This window comes from Streptomyces sp. NBC_01241 (assembly GCF_041435435.1).
In the GTDB taxonomy this organism is placed as follows: domain Bacteria; phylum Actinomycetota; class Actinomycetes; order Streptomycetales; family Streptomycetaceae; genus Streptomyces.
In genome coordinates, this window is record NZ_CP108494.1 from 1,175,621 (window position 1) to 1,191,597 (window position 15,977).

General features: G+C 69.7%; 10 protein-coding genes and 4 pseudogenes. 9 read left to right on the forward strand and 5 right to left on the reverse strand.

The genetic code is table 11. The annotated features are described in order from the left end of the window. Positions 1 to 631: 631 nt before the first annotated feature. A pseudogene (locus OG306_RS04790) lies at positions 632 to 1,049 on the forward strand (ABC transporter ATP-binding protein); the annotation flags it as partial. Positions 1,050 to 1,299: 250 nt separating this feature from the next. Here OG306_RS04790 and OG306_RS04795 read toward each other — a convergent pair. Then, entirely contained in the window at positions 1,300 to 1,605 is a 306-nt protein-coding gene (locus OG306_RS04795; RefSeq protein WP_371665139.1) for a hypothetical protein, read from the reverse strand. A gap of 28 nt (positions 1,606 to 1,633) precedes the next feature. Continuing rightward, a complete protein-coding gene (locus tag OG306_RS04800) occupies positions 1,634 to 2,347 on the reverse strand; it encodes an SDR family NAD(P)-dependent oxidoreductase (protein WP_266744790.1) in 714 nt (237 codons plus the stop codon). Positions 2,348 to 2,542: 195 nt separating this feature from the next. On the opposite strand from OG306_RS04800, the gene OG306_RS04805 reads away from it, so the two are divergent. The 3 genes and pseudogenes from OG306_RS04805 to OG306_RS40885 all read left to right on the forward strand — a co-directional run. After that, on the forward strand, positions 2,543 to 4,312 hold the full coding sequence (locus OG306_RS04805; RefSeq protein WP_266744791.1) for an MOSC and FAD-binding oxidoreductase domain-containing protein: 1,770 nt from the start codon (positions 2,543 to 2,545) through the stop codon (positions 4,310 to 4,312). Between the two features lie 203 nt (positions 4,313 to 4,515). Beyond that, positions 4,516 to 5,211, forward strand: coding sequence for a type 1 glutamine amidotransferase domain-containing protein (locus OG306_RS04810; protein WP_266744792.1), 696 nt, complete (start codon positions 4,516 to 4,518; stop codon positions 5,209 to 5,211). Positions 5,212 to 5,342: 131 nt separating this feature from the next. After that, positions 5,343 to 5,558: pseudogene (locus tag OG306_RS40885) on the forward strand (hypothetical protein); the annotation flags it as partial. A 197-nt stretch (positions 5,559 to 5,755) separates the two neighbouring features. Here the strand turns inward: OG306_RS40885 and OG306_RS04815 are convergent. Next, positions 5,756 to 6,178, reverse strand: a complete 423-nt coding sequence (locus OG306_RS04815) for a secondary thiamine-phosphate synthase enzyme YjbQ (protein WP_266744793.1) — start codon at positions 6,176 to 6,178, stop codon at positions 5,756 to 5,758. A 380-nt stretch (positions 6,179 to 6,558) separates the two neighbouring features. Here OG306_RS04815 and OG306_RS04820 point away from each other — a divergent pair. From OG306_RS04820 to OG306_RS04830, 3 genes and pseudogenes are all read left to right on the forward strand, one after another. Further along, positions 6,559 to 6,816 (forward strand): annotated as a pseudogene (locus OG306_RS04820) (ABC transporter permease); the annotation flags it as partial. Further along, positions 6,792 to 7,304 (forward strand): annotated as a pseudogene (locus OG306_RS04825) (ABC transporter ATP-binding protein); the annotation flags it as partial. The pseudogenes OG306_RS04820 and OG306_RS04825, both read left to right, overlap by 25 nt. Positions 7,305 to 7,883: 579 nt before the next feature. Beyond that, positions 7,884 to 9,110, forward strand: a complete 1,227-nt coding sequence (locus OG306_RS04830; protein ID WP_266752080.1) for an NAD(P)-binding domain-containing protein — start codon at positions 7,884 to 7,886, stop codon at positions 9,108 to 9,110. 12 nt (positions 9,111 to 9,122) lie between these two features. On the opposite strand, the gene mltG is transcribed toward OG306_RS04830, so the two are convergent. Both mltG and OG306_RS04840 read right to left on the reverse strand, forming a co-directional pair. Further along, positions 9,123 to 9,971, reverse strand: a complete 849-nt coding sequence (gene mltG / locus OG306_RS04835; RefSeq protein ID WP_266744794.1) for an endolytic transglycosylase MltG — start codon at positions 9,969 to 9,971, stop codon at positions 9,123 to 9,125. 381 nt (positions 9,972 to 10,352) lie between these two features. Continuing rightward, positions 10,353 to 12,158, reverse strand: coding sequence for an ABC transporter ATP-binding protein (locus tag OG306_RS04840; RefSeq protein ID WP_371665140.1), 1,806 nt, complete (start codon positions 12,156 to 12,158; stop codon positions 10,353 to 10,355). A gap of 157 nt (positions 12,159 to 12,315) precedes the next feature. Here OG306_RS04840 and OG306_RS04845 point away from each other — a divergent pair, with 157 nt between their 5' ends. After that, positions 12,316 to 12,759 (forward strand): MarR family winged helix-turn-helix transcriptional regulator, encoded by a 444-nt coding sequence (locus OG306_RS04845; RefSeq protein ID WP_189280113.1) that lies wholly within the window; start codon positions 12,316 to 12,318, stop codon positions 12,757 to 12,759. A gap of 127 nt (positions 12,760 to 12,886) precedes the next feature. Then, positions 12,887 to 15,838 carry an FAD-binding and (Fe-S)-binding domain-containing protein gene (locus tag OG306_RS04850; RefSeq protein WP_371665141.1) on the forward strand — a complete coding sequence of 984 codons (2,952 nt, stop codon included), beginning with the start codon at positions 12,887 to 12,889 and terminating at the stop codon, positions 15,836 to 15,838. Positions 15,839 to 15,977 lie beyond the last annotated feature (139 nt).

A 15,977-nucleotide genomic window follows, 5' to 3' on the forward strand; every position in this document is an offset into this window, starting at 1 on the left:
CAGCCGGCGCCGACTCGAGTACATACGGGGGGTGAATTTTCTCATTGCTCAAGGTGTGACCAATGAGAACTCATCCTATCCAGCGACGAGCACCTGACCTCCACGAGCCTTTCCTTGTGCGAGCAAAGCCAATCGCACTTCTTGGCTCGGATTATCTCGATTCATTTCTGCAAATGAAAGGCCCGGAATTACTGGTGTCGAGCTGCTCGCATCCCTCCCGCCACCAGGCCTCCCCCAGGCGGCGCGAATCCCCGTCGAACCGGCTGCGGATTCCCGCCCGCACGCAGCTGCTGCCCCGCGATGGCGGCCGTCAGGGCGCCGGGCAGCTTCCCTTACTCACCCTCGAAAGGGTCGAGCAGCCAGTCCTCCACAAGGCTGCGACTCTGCTCGTAGGAGTCGGAGAACAGGGCGAGTTAATCGCTCGCCAAGGCACGATGTCGCCGTGCGTGGATCAGATCCTCCCATTACGCAAGGCAATCAAGCCGGGACTTTCAGATGGGATCTTCGTCGGTGCGGTCGCCGCCCGTTGAGGTGGCCGGTACAGCGGCTCTGCCGCGGAGCGACCTGACGCACTCGCCGTCCCCGGATCGGCACGATCGATCGCCGCGCCCCGCCCACCGAGGATGAGTGCATGGCTGAGACGGCAACAGATATCGAGACGGGAACTGCCGCCCGAGCGGAGCGCCTGCACCGTGAGTACGGGCGCGGCGGTGCTGCCGTGCAGGCGTTGCGCGGGGTGTCGGTGGCTTTCGCGCCTGGGACGTTCACGGCGGTGATGGGGCCTTCGGGTTCCGGCAAGACCACCTTGCTGCACTGCCTTGCGGGGATGGACCGGCCCACTCGGGGCTCTGTCCGGTGGGGGCGGTATCGAGGTGTCCCAGCTGCCTGAGCGACGGCTGGCGGAACTGCGGCGTAGCCGGGTGGGGTTCGTGTTTCAGGCGTTCAACCTGATGCCGGCGATGACGCTCGCGCAGAACGTCGAGCTTCCCGGCCGACTGGCCGGCGAGCGGCCCGACCGGGGCTGGGTGCTGGAAGCGCTCGCGGCGGTGGACTCGGAAGTACGGGCGACGCGTTCCTTCAGCAGGTATCCGATACCCGCCGCACCGTCCGCCAGCAGGAGAGAGGCCAAGGCGGTCCACCCGGCCCATCAGGCCCTCGCACCGCTCCAGGTACTGCCCGCCGCGCTACTGTGACAGCGGCCCCCGCTCTCTGATGGGTCATGCCTCGTCATGATCGCGACAGCGTCATCATCGCCGAACCCGGCCCCCATCTCGCCGTCCAGCGCCACCCAGACACGAACTACAGCTGCCGTGAGAACACGGAAACCCTGCTCAGATGCATGAACGTGCTGACGGGGAACGCCGCGCTGCCCGGCAGCTCGCTCAGGGTGAAGGCCTCGGCCAGGCGCTTTCCGACCTGCCCGGGATCCGGCGCCTCCCGCCAGGTGCGGACCGGTACGAACTCCCAGTGCAGGGCGTTGCGTTCGCCGCCGACCCGGCGCTGGCGCAGGAACCGCACGGTGTCCATGCAGACGGTGCCGATCACTCCCGCCGCCAGACCCGCACCGACAGCGCCGAGCGGAGCCAGTTGCTTGCGCGTGCGCATAGGTCGATCACTCGCGATCCCGGTACTTTCAAAAGCCGGCGCTCTGGCCGCCGTCGACGTGCAGGATCTCGCCGGTGACGAACGAGGCCTTTTCGAGGTACATGATCGCCTCGACGACGTCGTCGATCTCGCCCATCCGCCCGAGCGGGTGCAGCGCGGCGAGCGTGCCGCCCGGGTCGTCCGGGTGCATCGGAGTGCGGATGACGCCGAGTGAGACGGCGTTGGCGCGGATGCGGCGCGCCGCGTATTCGATGGCCAGCTCCTTCGTCGCCGCGACCAGGCCGCCTTTGGTCAGCGAGGCGAGCGCCGCGGGTATGCGCGCGTTGGCGCGGTCGACCAGCGACGTCGACACGCACAGGACGTGCCCGCCGTCGCCGCCCGCCAGCATCGCGGGGATGGCGCTGCGCGTGACGTCGAAGAAGCCGCGCAGGTTGACGCCGGTCACCAGGTCGTAGTCGGCGTCGGTGTAGTCGGTGAATGGTTTCTCCCGGTAGACGCCGGCGTTGTTCACCAGCGTGTCGATCCGGCCGAAGCGGTCCAGCGCCTGCTCGACGATCTGCGCACCGGTACCCGGCCGGCTCAGGTCGCCGGGCACGGCGAGTACGTCCGGATCGTGCGACGAGGGGATGGACCGGGCGGTCACGACGACGGCGTACCCGCGCCTGCGGTACGCGTTGGCGACGGCCGCGCCGATGCCTTGTGAAGCACCGGTGACGATTGCCACCTTCTTCTCCGAGCTCATGGGTATGTCCAAGCTGAGGTTCTTGCGCTGGAAGTCTCCGGCTCGCGGCGGGCCACACGCGGCGACGGCGCCCACCGGCTCTCACTCTACGTGTCGCCGAGCCCCGGCGCCGCGTAGAGCTCTTCGGGTGCGGTCGGCGGCCGACCGTACGACGCTGGAGACACCGGCCTGTCGAGCGCGGGAGGAGCACAGGTCATGGCCGCTCTGGTCGCCGTGAACGTCGGCATGCCCAAGGACGTCCCCTGGCACGGCAGAACCACCCACACCGGCATCTGGAAGCACCCCGTCGCCGGGCCCGTGATGGCGCGCCGCCTCAACCTGGACGGCGACGGGCAGGGTGACCTCGCCGGACACGGCGGCGAGCAGCGTGCCGTGCTGGTCTACCAGTTGAGCTCCTATCGCCATTGGCAGGAGTACCTGAAGCGGGACGACTTCACGTACGGCCAGTTCGGCGAGAACCTCACTGTGGACGGACTCGCCGACGACGAGGTGTGCATCGGTGACCGCTACGAGATCGGCGGTGCGGTCTTCGAGGTCACCCAGCCCCGCGTGACGTGCTACCGCGTGGGGTTGCGGCTCGGCGAGCCGCAGATGGCCGCCCTGCTGGTGTCCCATCGCCGCCCGGGCTTCTACATGCGGGTGCTGACTGAAGGGCGGGTGCGGGCCGGGGACGAGATCGTGAAGATCGCCTCGGGCCCCGAGGAGATGACCGTCGCGGAGATCGACGCGCTGCTCTACCTGCCCGGCCACGCCCGGCCGCAGCTCGAACGGGCCCTGCGCATCCCCGCGTTGAGCCCCGGTTGGAAGACGTCGCTGCGAGCCCTGCTCGACGACGCGGATCGCGGCTCCGACGCCGTGGGTGGAAACCGCGGGCTGACCACCAGCAGCCCGCCGCCGGCCTGGCCCGGGTTCCGTCGGCTCGAAGTCGCCCGCATCGAGCCGGAGAGCGCAAGCATCTTCTCGCTCACTCTGGCGGCAGTTGACGGTGAGCCGCTCCCAGCCGCTCTGCCGGGACAGTTCCTCACAGTCCGCCTGCGGCCGGACCCACAGGCCTCCCCGGTCATCCGCAACTACTCGCTCTCCGGCCGACCGGGCGCCGAGACGTACCGCATCAGTGTCAAGCAGGAGCCACACGGCGTCGCAAGCACCTACCTGCGTCAGCACGTGAAGGTGGGTGACGTTCTCGATGTCGCCGCTCCGCGCGGCACGTTCCTGCTCGCGGACGCGGACACTCCGGTCCTGCTGCTGTCCGCCGGTGTCGGTGCCACCCCGGTCCTGGCCATGCTGCACGCTCTGGCCACGGAGCGCTCGCAGCGCGCGGTGTGGTGGCTGCACGCGGCCCGGGACGGCGAGAACCACCCGTTCGCCGGCGAAGTGCGCGCACTGCTCTCCCAGCTGCCCGCAGGCCGGTCGTTCGTCTCCTACAGCCGTCCGTCCGGCGTCGACCGCCCAGGTGTCGACTACACGGTCAGTGGGCGGTTCAGTCCCGAGCGGATCCGCAGCCTGGAGCCGCCTCCGGACGCCGACGCCTACATCTGCGGGCCGAGCGCGTTCATGCGGGACATGACCGGAGCCCTGGATGCCTGCGGCCTGTCGTCCTCCCGGATCCGCACCGAGGTCTTCGGGGCCACGTCCGCCGTCACCCCCGGTGTGGTGACCGGATCCGCCCGGGCACCGCACCAGCCGGCCGCTCCTCCCGGCGGGCGCCCGGGACCGTCCGTAGCCTTCGCGCGCAGCGGGCTGATCGTCCCCTGGCACCCTGACTACGGGACGCTGCTCGGACTCGCCGAGGCGTGCGACGTGCCCGTGCGCTGGTCCTGCCGCACCGGAATCTGTCACACCTGCGAGACCGCGCTTCTCTCCGGCCACGTCGAGTACGCCCCGCAGCCCCTGGAGCCCCCCGCCGGAGGAAGCGCGCTCATCTGCTGTTCGACGCCCCCGGCCGACGTGGTCCTGGACATGTGACCGGATGCGTCCGTGGCCGAGGGCGCCACCGCCGACGGCGCGATACGCGTCCAAGGCCGCCGACGGAGCACCGGGTTGCGCGGTCGGCGCAGCTGCCTAGCGTGGTTGCGTGGGAAGGGGGAGAAAACCGGCGGGGCGGGTCGGTTTCGTGGGGCATCCCGCCGGACCCGCTCCTGGCATGCGTCCGAGAGGGGATTTCTCCCATGGCAAAGGTGCTTTTCATCGTCAGCGGAGCCACCTACTGGGTGTTGAAGGACGGCACGCGGCATGCGACCGGCTACTGGGCCGAGGAGTTCGCGAACCCGTACAAGATCCTCACGGACGCCGGTCACGAGGTCGTCGTCGCGACGCCGAACGGTGTGACGCCGACCGTCGACATGATGAGCCTGCGCCCCGAGATGGTCGGGGGAAACGACAGCGCCCTGGAGCTGGAGGCCATCATCCGTTCCGCGGAGGTGATGCGTCGACCGCTGCAGCTGTCGGACGTGCGCCTGGAGGACTACGACGCGGTCTACCTGCCGGGCGGTCACGGTCCGATGGCGGACCTGGCGTGGGACGCCGACGTGGGGCGGCTGCTGACCCAGCAGTTGGCCTCGGGCAACCCGCTGTTCATCGTCTGTCACGGTCCCGCCGCGATGCTGGCCACCAGGATCCACGGCGAGTCGCCGTTCAAGGGCTACAACATCACCTGCTTCACCGACGAGGAGGAGGACGGCGTCGGACTGGCCTCCAGGGCGCCGTGGCTGCTGGAGACCGACGTGAAGGCGAAGGTCGGGGTCAACTTCAGCCGTGGTCCGATCTGGGAGCCCTACATGGTCGAGGACCGCAACCTGGTGACCGGACAGAACCCGGCCTCGGCCGCGGTCCTCGGGAACCGGATGCTGGAGATCCTCAAATGACCTGTCCTGGAGCGATCCGGCCCAGGCACGCGCCCGCGTCGCAGGACGTCGGGCGCGTGGTGTTCCGAGCGAAAGGGCCATAACGATGGAAGCGACGGTTGCCCAGGCTCTGCTGGATCGGCCCATGGCTGCTGCTGCGGCTACTCGTCCTGCCACCGCCCCGGCGCGACGCAGAGCACGTCCTGCACTGGTCCAGCTGGCGCCGACGCCACCAGCACCGAGCCCGAACCTGCCACCTCGCCTGGCACGCCTACGCCGACACAACGCCCTGCCCAGCGACAACACCACCCAGATCACGAACTACGGCTGCCGTGCTTCAAGCGCCGTTTTCAGAGGGCGGTACCTGAGGTGACGGTTGGGCTGGGCAGGCTGGTTGCGGCCCGCCGGTGGGGCTACGGACGTGGCAGGGTGAACAGCCCCTGCTCGGTCTCGGCCAGGATCCCCCGCTCGGCGAGCCGCTTGAGCTTGTACCGTGCAAGTTTCTCTCCGTTCGCGCACGCATGGCACGGAGAATCGGCGGCACGACCCCTGGGAGCGATCGTGGTCAGCCCAGGAAGCTCAGACGAACCTGACGGTTTTCTTTAGCGATGTTCGTGTCGACCAGGCATACCGACTGCCACGTCCCCAGTTCCAGCCGGCCGGCGATCACCGGCAGTGTGGCGTGCGGTGGAACAAGGGCGGGGAGTACGTGGTCGCGGCCGTGGCCGGGGCTGCCGTGGCGGTGCTGCCAGCGATCGTCGGCGGGGAGCAGGGTGTGGAGGGCGGCCAGGAGGTCGTCGTCGCTGCCCGCGCCGGTTTCGAGGACGGCGATGCCGGCGGTCGCGTGCGGCACAAAGATGTTGAGCAGGCCGTCGCCGGTGGGGGCCGTCCGGGCGAGGAATTGTTCGCAGTCGTGCGTCAGGTCGGTGACGGACTCCGTCGCTCCGGTGGTGATGTGCAGGACGCTGGTGGTGAAGGCATGGGGCATGGCTCCATCCTCTCGTTCGTGCCGCGAGATCGCGCGTTCACGTGCCGAGACACCATTGACTGTTTCAGTTCTGGATCTCTACGTTCAGCGCCATGTTCCGTTCAGCTCTGCTCACTTCGCGCGGTCACATCGACCTGCTGCGGGTGGTTTCCGCTGCGTGTCGCCGCGGCTGCTGACGTCCCCTCAGCGCATCTGCCGACGGTGACCGGGCGATCCGGTCGCCCGTTCCCGCTGCCGTACGTGCCTGTTGGCATGTGCCTCGGCGTACCCCACCTCGTCGACCGCGCGTCGTAGCCCGTGCCGCAATGGCGGCAGCGGTTCGCGTGCCCGTGCGTCCGAGGTGCACTTCCCACTGACCGTGGACCGCTGGTGGAGCCCTTATGACCATCGGCCATGCCTTCGTCCCACCGGATATATCACCGGAATCCGGTAAATCTTCCCCTTCGGCCGCTCGTCGGTCGCTCGATCTCGAGCCGGTGGTTCCGGCTTCTGTCCGGGGTGTACACCTCCTGGCGGTGCCCCGTTGGATACGGCGTGCCGTCGGGCCGCTGCTGCTGCTTGTGCTGTGGCAGGTGCTCAGTGCCACCGGGGTCCTGCACCCCGATGTGCTCGCATCGCCCGGCACCATTGCCCGCGCGGCGCGTGCGGCCTGCCGGAACCCGCCGTCCGGGTCGAGGGGCTGACCCGTTCCTTCGACGGCAAAGCTGTCATCGAAGGGCTCGATGTCGCCCTGAACGCAGGGGAGTTCACCGCGCTCCTTGGACGCAGCGGCTGCGGGAAGTCGACTCTGCTGCGGGTGCTGGCCGGGCTGGACTGCAAGATCACGGGCACCGTGCTCGTACCGAAGCGACGGGCCGTCGCCTTTCAGGCGCCGCGGCTGATGCCGTGGAAGCGGATCTGGCGCAACGTGCTGCTGGGGCTGCCCGGAAAGCCCGAACGAGCCGTCGCGTAGCGCGCGTTGAAGGAGGTCGGGCTCGAGGAGCGGTTCGGGGCCTGGCCCAGGACGCTGTTCGGTGGTGAGGCACAGCGGGCCTCGCTGGCCCGGGCGTTGGTGCGTGCGCCCGATCTGCTGCTGCTCGACGAACCGTTCGGCGCACTCGACGCATTGACCCGGATCAGGGCGCAGCTGCCGCCGGACCCGCTGCCGGACATCTTCTTCGGCGGCTCGTCGGCGGCGGCGGGGCTGATGGCTGCCGCGCATGCAGATGTCTATCTGACCTGGGGCGAGCCGCCGGCGGCCGTGAAGGAGAAGATCGACTGGATTCGCGGGCTGGCGGAGGAGCAGGGACGTACGGTCCGCTTCGGCATCCGGCTGCACACGATTTCCCGCGACTCCTCGCGGGAGGCGTGGGCGATCGCCGGGCGGCTGCTGGGCGATCTCGATGCCGAGACGGTCGCCGCCGCGCAGCAGGCGCTGGGGCAGAGCGAGTCGGTCGGGCAGCAGCGGATGCTGGCACTGCACGGCGGCTCCCGCGACACGCTGGAGATCGCGCCGAATCTGTGGGTGGGCGTCGGCCTGGTGCGGGGCGGTGCGGGCACCGCGCTGGCCGGCCCGGCGGGGCTCCGCTGCTCGTCGCGGGCGGACGCTGAGCTCCCGAGCTCCCGACCACCTGTGCGTCTGTGCGTCTGTGCGTCTGTGCGTCTGTGCGCGAGCATCACGGCCGATCGCGGGAAGATCCGCACCCTCGAAGAAGTTAGTAGAAGCGTGAACAACTTTGAGGTGGCCGCAGCGCGCACGGTCGAAGTCGTCGTGATAGGCGCCGGACAGGCAGGACTGTCCGGCGCCTACCATCTGCGGCGCGCCGGTCTGGAGCCCGACCGTGACTTCGTCGTGCTCGACCACGCCCCGCGTCCCGGCGGCGCCTGGCAGTTCCGCTGGCCCTCACTGACGTACGGCAAGGTGCACGGCATGCACGCGCTGCCCGGCATGGAACTCACCGGAGCGGACGACAGCCGGCCCTCCTCCGAGGTGATCGGTGCGTACTTCGACACGTACGAGCGCACCTTCGACCTGCGGGTTCACCGGCCGGTCGAGGTGCACGCCGTGCGCGAGGGCGATGGCGGACGACTGCTCGTCGAAACGTCCGAGGGTACGTACGCCACCCGCGCCCTGATCAACGCCACCGGCACCTGGGACCGGCCGTTCTGGCCGCGTTACCCGGGTCAGGAGAGCTTCCGGGGGCGGCAGCTGCACACCGCGAACTACCCGGGACCCGCGGAGTTCACCGGGCAGCGCGTGGTGGTGGTCGGTGGCGGTGCCTCCGGTACGCAGCATCTGATGGAGATCGCCGAGGTGGCAGCCGAGACGTACTGGGTGACCCGTCGGCCACCGGTCTTCCGGGAGGGGCCGTTCGACGCGGACCGGGGACGAACCGCCGTGGCAATGGTGGAGGAGCGGGTACGAAGGGGGCTGCCGCCGCAGAGTGTGGTGAGCGTGACGGGGCTGCCGCTCACCGACACGGTCCGGCTCGCCCGCGAGGAAGGCGTGCTCGACCGGCTGCCGATGTTCGAGCGGATCACGCCGACCGGGGTCGCCTGGGGTGACGGCCGGACGGTCGAGGCGGACGTCATCCTGTGGGCGACCGGATTCCGGGCCGCCATCGATCATCTCGCCCCGCTGAAGCTGCGCGAGCCGGGCGGCGGCATCCGCGTCGACGGCACCCGGGCCGTACGGGACGGACGCATCCATCTCGTCGGATACGGGCCGTCCGCCAGCACGATCGGGGCCAACCGGGCCGGGCGGGCCGCAGTGCGTGCGATCACGCGTCTGCTGCACGAGACCGGGACCGCGGCCGGGACCGCGACCGATGTGGAGGAAGAAGCGGAGACGGGGGCGGAGGCCGGGGCGGTGGCGGGGGCGGGGACCGAAGCAGAGGCGGGAACGGGGGCCGGGGCGGGGGCGGACGCGGCGCTCGCGTCCGCCGCGGTGTGATCGGGCGGGTGCTCAGCCACCGGACGCGCTGCGGTGCCTGCGGTTGAACTCCTCCACATTCCTCTGCTGTTCCGTATAGCTGCTGGTGAAGCGGGTGTCCCCCGGCGCGACCGTGACGAAGTACAGCCACGGTCCGGGCGTGGGCGTGATCGCCGCCACCATCGCCTGCTCCCCCGGGTTCCCGATGGGTGTCGGCGGCAGGCCCTTGCGCTCATAGCTGTTGTAGGGGCTGTCGATCTTCGTGTCACCGGTGGTGGTGTGCAGGGTGCTGCGGTTCAGCGCGTAGTTGAGCGTGGAGTCCATCTGGAGCGGCATGCCCCGGTCGAGCCGGTTGTAGATGACCCGGGCGACCTTGCCCATGTCGCGCTCGGTGTCCGCTTCCGCCTGCACGATGCTCGCGATCGTCACCGTCTGGTACCCCGAGACGCCGTTGCGCCGCGCGCCCGCGGTGATGTGGTCCGCGCCGAATCGCTCGACCGCCGTGTCGGCCATGTACCTGAGCAGGCTCTGCGGGGTGGTGTCGGACGTGATGGGGTACGTCGCCGGGAAGAGGTAGCCCTCGGGATTCCCCTTCGCCGCGGCCGGGAGCGGCAGATCCGCCGTGCCGACGGCCTTCTCGGTGGTGCCGGGTGCGACGGCCAGGGTCTTGTCCACCGCGGCGTACACCTGAGACGCCCGCCGGCCCTCGGGGACCACCAAGGGGTGAACCCGTTCGACCTTCGGCCCCCGCAGGAGCAGTGGTACGAGGACGGCGGCCGCCACGGCAAGGACGAGGACGAAGCCGATGAGCAGCACCAGACGGCCGCACCGGGTCGGGCGGCGAGCGCGGCCAGGCGGGGTGTCCGGAGGCTGGTTCACCATGCGGGCACGCTATCCCGCTGTCCGGAACGCCCATCTGGACGACACGAACCGGACTCACGAACAGAACATACGAACAGGGGATCGGATGTTCGCTGGAACGCGTGATCGTTTCGCCATTCGTTGCTCAGCTTCCCCGCGACGGATGATGATTACAGGGCGCAAGCGACGGGCTGCAGACCGCAACTGCGTTGTCCCACAGATGCACCATGTACAAGGAGAAACACCGAATGAACCTCATCACCAACCTGCTCGCCGGCATCGTCCACTTCGTGGGTTGGCTCGTCTGACCATCGCTTCGCCCGGCGCCGTCGCTCCCCGTCCCACGGGAGCGGCGGCGTCGCCGCATGTACGGCCTCGGCGGGGCACGCCCGAACCCGCCGATCAGCCTGTCGTGGGCGCCAGTTGGGTGTCCCGACGGACGAGGGCTGCGTAGCGCCCGTCCTGGTTGAGGAGTTCGTCATGGCTGCCGCGCTCCGCGGTGCGACCGCCGTCCAGGACGACGATCTGGCCGGCGTCGCGGACGGTGGAAAGACGGTGCGCGATGGTAATCGTGGTGCGTCCCGCGGAGAGCGCGTCGATCGCTTCCTGCACGGCGAATTCCGTACGGGTGTCGAGGGCGCTCGTCGCCTCGTCGAGCACGAGGACGGGCGGGTCGCGCAGGATCGTACGGGCGATGGCCAGGCGCTGTTTCTCGCCGCCCGAGAAGCGGTAGCCGCGTTCACCGACCAGGGTGTCGTAGCCGTCGGGCAGTGAGGCGATGTGGTCGTGGATCTGCGCCGCGCGGGCAGCCGCCTCTATTTGGGCGTCGGTCGCGTCCGGCTTGGCGAAGCGCAGGTTGTCGGCGACCGAGGCGTGGAAGAGGTAGGTCTCCTGGGAGACCACGCCCACGGCCCGGGCCAGAGTGTCGAAGTCCAGATCGCGTACGTCGACGCCGTCGAGCGTGACCCGGCCGCCGGTGACGTCGTAGAGCCTGGGCACCAGATAGCTGAGCGTGGACTTGCCGGACCCGGTGGGGCCGACGACCGCCAGGCTGCCGCCGGCCGGAACGGTCACATCGATGCCGCTCAGGGTCGGACCGCTCTTCTCGTCGTAGCTGAAGTCGACGTCCTCGAAGCGGATCTCTCCGCGGATCTTGTCCAGCCGGACGGGGTTCTCGGGCTCGGTGATGTCCACTTCGAGGTCGAGGTACTCGAAGATCCGCTGGAAGAGCGCGAGGGACGTCTGCATCTGCACGCCGGTGGAGAGCAGGCTCACCGCGGGCCGGAAGAGGCCCTGCTGGAGGGAGACAAAGGCGACGAGTGTGCCGATGGAGACGGCGGGGCCGCCGGACTGCAGGTCGAGGCCCGCTGCCCAGTAGATGACGGCGGGCATGGCCGCCATGACGATGCCGATCGTCGACATCCGCCACCGACCGGCCATGCTGGAGCGCACTTCGAGATCGACCAGCTTCTCGGACTCTTCGGCGAAACCCTGGGTGAGGGAGTCCGCCCGGCCCATCGTCCTGCCCAGCAGGATGCCGCTGACGGAGAGCGATTCGGTGACCGTGGCCGCCATGGCCGCCATCTGCTTCTGCCGCCGGGTGGTGATCTTCTTGCGCTCACGGCCGACCCGGCGGCTGATCCAGACGAAGACCGGCAGCAGGAGGAGCGAGACGAGGGTGAGCCGCCAGTCGAGCGCCAGCATGGCGACGACCGTGGCGATGACCGCGGTGAGGTTGGAGACCAGTGACGTCGCGGTGGAGGTGACGGTCGCCTGCATGCCGCCGATGTCATTGGCTATACGGGACTGCACCTCGCCGGTACGGGTCCTGGTGAAGAAGGCGAGCGGCATCCGCTGCAGCTGGGCGTAGACGGCGGTGCGCAGATCGTGCATGACGCGCTGGCCGACCGTGGTGGAGATCAGGGTCTGCAGGACGCCGAAGACGCTGTTCATCACGGCGGTGAGGATCATGCCGAGGGCGAGCAGCGACAGCAGTCCCGTACGCCCCTGCGGGATGGCGGTGTCCAGGATTTCGCGCAGCAGGAACGGCGAGGCGACCGAAACCAGCGATGAGGCGCCGACGAGCAGTCCGACCAGGGCCAGGCGGCCTCGATAGGGGTGGAAGAGGCGCAGGATGCGGCGCAGCTCGGGGGGCGGGCCGCTTTTGTCCCGGGGCGGGGGTGTCCAGGTGATTTCGTCGGGTTTCATGGGCTCCTTCGTCAGGCGTGCGTCGGGCGTGCGGCAACTCGTCCCGCATCCGGCAACTGGAAGACCGGGACTCGAGGTCCGGGGACTCGAAGCCTTTGAGAGCATAGCTCATTGTTACCTATACTCACAATGCACAAGGTCCTGATACTGTTCGAGCATGGACTCCTCCGACGCCGATGGCGTGCTCGCCGAGCAGTTGCTGCGGGTGACCCGCAGACTCCAGCGGATCCAGAGCCGCCAGTTGGAGCCGATCGGCATCACTCCCGCACAGTTCCGGCTGCTCCGCACCGTCGCGCATTACGACGGCCCTCCCCGGATGGCCGATCTCGCGCAGCGGCTGGACGTCGTCCCGCGCGCCGTGACCAGCCTGGTCGACGGCCTGGAGGCCAGTGGCCGGGTGCGCCGCGCCCCCGATCCGGACAGCCGGCGGGTGGTCCGGATCGAGATCACCGAGGAGGGTCTCGCCACCCTCCGGTCGCTGCGCGACGCGCGCCGGGCCGCCGCAGAGGAGATCCTGGCTCCGTTGACTGCGGATCAGCGCGAGGTGCTCGGCGGGCTGTTGTCCGCCCTGGTCAACGGAATGCCGGAGCGCCGCTGCTGAACCAGCGGGGACGCGCGTTCGCCCGATGGGCGCTGCGTACATGCCATTGCCGTCCGGAACCGCACCGTACAAGCGCAAACCGCACAGGCACACACAAGTACAGAACAGAACCGCCGAGGAGAGCGCCATGCCACTGCTGGAGCCGAAGCCGGAAGCACTCCGCCCCACCGCGGTGCGCGCCCCGTCCGTGGACCGGGTCCCCGACCGGCTGGCTCCGGGGACGCCCGAACCGCTGCGCGGCGACCTGATCGACCTGCTGGGCCCGGAGAAGGTGCAGTGGAAGGTCTCCGACCTGGTGAAGTACGCCTCCGACGCCAGTCCCTACCGGTTCGTCCCCCAGGTCGTCGTGGTCCCGGAGGACATCGACGACATCTCGGCGATCCTGTCGTACGCGCACGGCAAGGGCCGCGAGGTCGTCTTCCGCGCGGCCGGCACCAGCCTGAACGGCCAGGCCCAGGGCGAGGACATCCTCGTCGACGTACGCCACCACTGGGCGGGCATCGAGGTCCTGGACGGCGGCGCGCGGGCCCGCATCCGGCCCGGGACGACGATCCTGCGCGCCAACGCCACCCTCGCCCGGCACGGCCGGCTGCTGGGGCCCGATCCGGCCAGCGCCATCGCGTGCACCATCGGCGGAGTCGTCGCCAACAACGCCTCCGGTATGACCGCGGGGACGACCCGCAATTCGTACCGCACCGTCTCCTCCCTCACCTTCGTGCTGCCGAGCGGCACGGTCGTCGACACCGGGGACCCCGCGGCGGACGAGGACCTGGCGCGTGCCGAGCCGCGGCTGTGCGAGGGGCTGCTGGCGCTGAAGGCGGAGATCGAGGCGGATGCCGGGCTCACCGCCCGGATCCGCGCCAAGTACGAGATCAAGAACACCAACGGCTACCGGCTCGACGCCTTCCTGGACGGCTCGACGCCCGTGCAGATCCTGCGCGGTCTGATGGTCGGCTCCGAGGGGACCTTCGGCTTCATCTCCGAGGTCGTCTTCGACACCCTGCCGCTGGACCGCCGCGTCTCCACCGCCCTGCTGTTCTTCCCCTCGCTGACCGCGGCGGCGGCCGCCGTGCCCGGCTTCAACGAGGCGGGGGCGATCGCCGTCGAACTGATGGACGGCAATACGCTGCGCGCGTCGGTGAGCGTCCAGGGCGTGCCCGCCGACTGGGCCGAGCTGCCCAAGGAGACCACGGCGCTGCTGGTGGAATTCCGGGCTCCGGACGAGACGGGCCAGGAGGCCTACGAGCGGGCGGCGGCAGCGGTCGTCGAAGGACTCGACCTGGTGGCCCCCGTGGCGTCGGTGACCAATGGGTTCACCCGCGACGCCAAGGTCATCGCGGGCTACTGGAAGGCCCGTAAGGCATTCGTCACCGCGGTCGGCGGCTCCCGGCCCTCGGGTACGACGCTGATCACCGAGGACTTCGCGGTACCGCCCTCCCGGCTGGCCGACGCCTGCGAGGCCCTGCTCGGACTTCAGGCGGAGCACGGCTTCGACGCCGCCGTCGCCGGTCACGCGGCGCACGGCAATCTGCACTTCCTGCTCGCATTCGACGCGGCGAAGCCGTCCGACGTCGACCGCTACGCCGCGTTCATGGACGACTTCTGCCGGCTGACGGTGGACCGCTTCGACGGCTCCCTGAAGGCGGAGCACGCCACCGGCCGTAATATCGCCCCCTTCCTGGAGCTGGAGTGGGGTCCGAAGGCGACCGGACTGATGTGGCGCACGAAGCAGATCATCGACCCCGACGGGGTGCTGGCGCCCCGCATCGTCCTCGACCGCGACCCGAAGGCCCATCTGCGCGGGCTGAAGACCATCCCCGAGGTCGAGCCGATCGCCGATCCCTGCATCGAGTGCGGCTTCTGCGAACCCACCTGTCCCAGCCATGACCTGACCACCTCGCCGCGCCAACGGATCGTGCTGCGCCGGGAGATGATGCGGCAGCCCGGCGGCTCCCCGGTGGAGGCACAGCTGCTCGACGCGTACGGCTACGACGCCGTCGATACGTGCGCGGGCGACTCGACCTGCAAGCTGGCCTGTCCGGTCGGCATCGACACCGGCGCCATGATGAAGGACTTCCGCCACCAGCGGCACTCGCCGCGCGAGGAGCGCATCGCGGCACTCACGGCGAAGAACTTCAAGGCGGTGGAGGCTGCGGCCCGAATCGCGGTCGCCGCGGCCGACCGGGTCGGCGACCGACTCGGCGACGGGCCGCTGAAGACCATCACCGCGCTCGCCCGCAAGGCCGTACGCCCCGATCTGGTGCCCGAGTGGCTGCCCGAGATCCCCGGCGCCGCCGCCCGGAAGCTGCCCCGCACCTCCCGTGTCGGGGCGAGCGCCGTCTATTACCCGGCGTGTGTGAACCGTATCTTCGGCGAGCCCGAGGGCCATCGTGGCCCGTCGCTGCCGCAGGCGGTCGTCGCCGTCTCCGCCCGCGCCGGAAGGCCGGTATGGATCCCGGACGATGTCGCGGGCACGTGCTGCGCCACGATCTGGCACTCCAAGGGGTACGACGAGGGCAACGCAGTGATGGCCAACCGCATCGTGGCGGCGGCCTGGGGCTGGACCGCGGGCGGAAAGCTGCCGCTGGTCGTCGACGCCTCGTCGTGCACGCTGGGCATCGCCCATGAGGTGGAGCCGTATCTCACCGACGAAAACCGGGAGTTGCACGGGGAGCTGACCATTGTCGACTCCCTCGTCTGGGCGGCCGACGAACTGCTTCCCGAGCTGTCCATCCTCCGGAAGGTCGGTTCGGCGGTCCTGCATCCGACGTGTTCCATGCAACATCTGGACGACGTGGAGCAGTTGCGCGCGGTCGCGGAGGCGTGCGCGGAGGAGGTCGTGATCCCCGACGACGCCGGGTGCTGCGCCTTCGCCGGCGACCGCGGCATGCTGCACAAGGAGTTGACGGCCTCCGCGACGGCGAAGGAGGCCGCCGAGGTGAACACGCGGGAGTACGACGCGTATCTCTCGGCCAACCGGATGTGCGAGATCGGAATGGACCGGGCCACGGGACACTCGTACTACTCGGTGCTGATGGAGCTGGAGCGTGCGACGCGCCCGGGGGCCGTAGTGCGCTGATCTCGGGCCGTCCGGTGACCGCCCGTCCTCGGTCGCCTGACGGTACAGATCGTCCTGACCCGGACTGACAAGGCCTGCCACCGGCTGCCTCGGGCCGCCCCGAACCACCGCGGGCTTCCCTGGACCATCGGCCGCTGTA

What these genes read in the sequence shown, in the direction of transcription:
- OG306_RS04795 (WP_371665139.1), bottom strand. Translation starts at nt 1,605, where the DNA reads ATGCGCACGCGCAAGCAACTGGCTCCGCTCGGCGCTGTCGGTGCGGGT.
- OG306_RS04800 (WP_266744790.1), bottom strand. Translation starts at nt 2,347, where the DNA reads ATGAGCTCGGAGAAGAAGGTGGCAATCGTCACCGGTGCTTCACAAGGC.
- OG306_RS04805 (WP_266744791.1), top strand. Translation starts at nt 2,543, where the DNA reads ATGGCCGCTCTGGTCGCCGTGAACGTCGGCATGCCCAAGGACGTCCCC.
- OG306_RS04810 (WP_266744792.1), top strand. Translation starts at nt 4,516, where the DNA reads ATGGCAAAGGTGCTTTTCATCGTCAGCGGAGCCACCTACTGGGTGTTG.
- OG306_RS04815 (WP_266744793.1), bottom strand. Translation starts at nt 6,178, where the DNA reads ATGCCCCATGCCTTCACCACCAGCGTCCTGCACATCACCACCGGAGCG.
- mltG (WP_266744794.1), bottom strand. Translation starts at nt 9,971, where the DNA reads ATGGTGAACCAGCCTCCGGACACCCCGCCTGGCCGCGCTCGCCGCCCG.
- OG306_RS04840 (WP_371665140.1), bottom strand. Translation starts at nt 12,158, where the DNA reads ATGAAACCCGACGAAATCACCTGGACACCCCCGCCCCGGGACAAAAGC.
- OG306_RS04845 (WP_189280113.1), top strand. Translation starts at nt 12,316, where the DNA reads ATGGACTCCTCCGACGCCGATGGCGTGCTCGCCGAGCAGTTGCTGCGG.
- OG306_RS04850 (WP_371665141.1), top strand. Translation starts at nt 12,887, where the DNA reads ATGCCACTGCTGGAGCCGAAGCCGGAAGCACTCCGCCCCACCGCGGTG.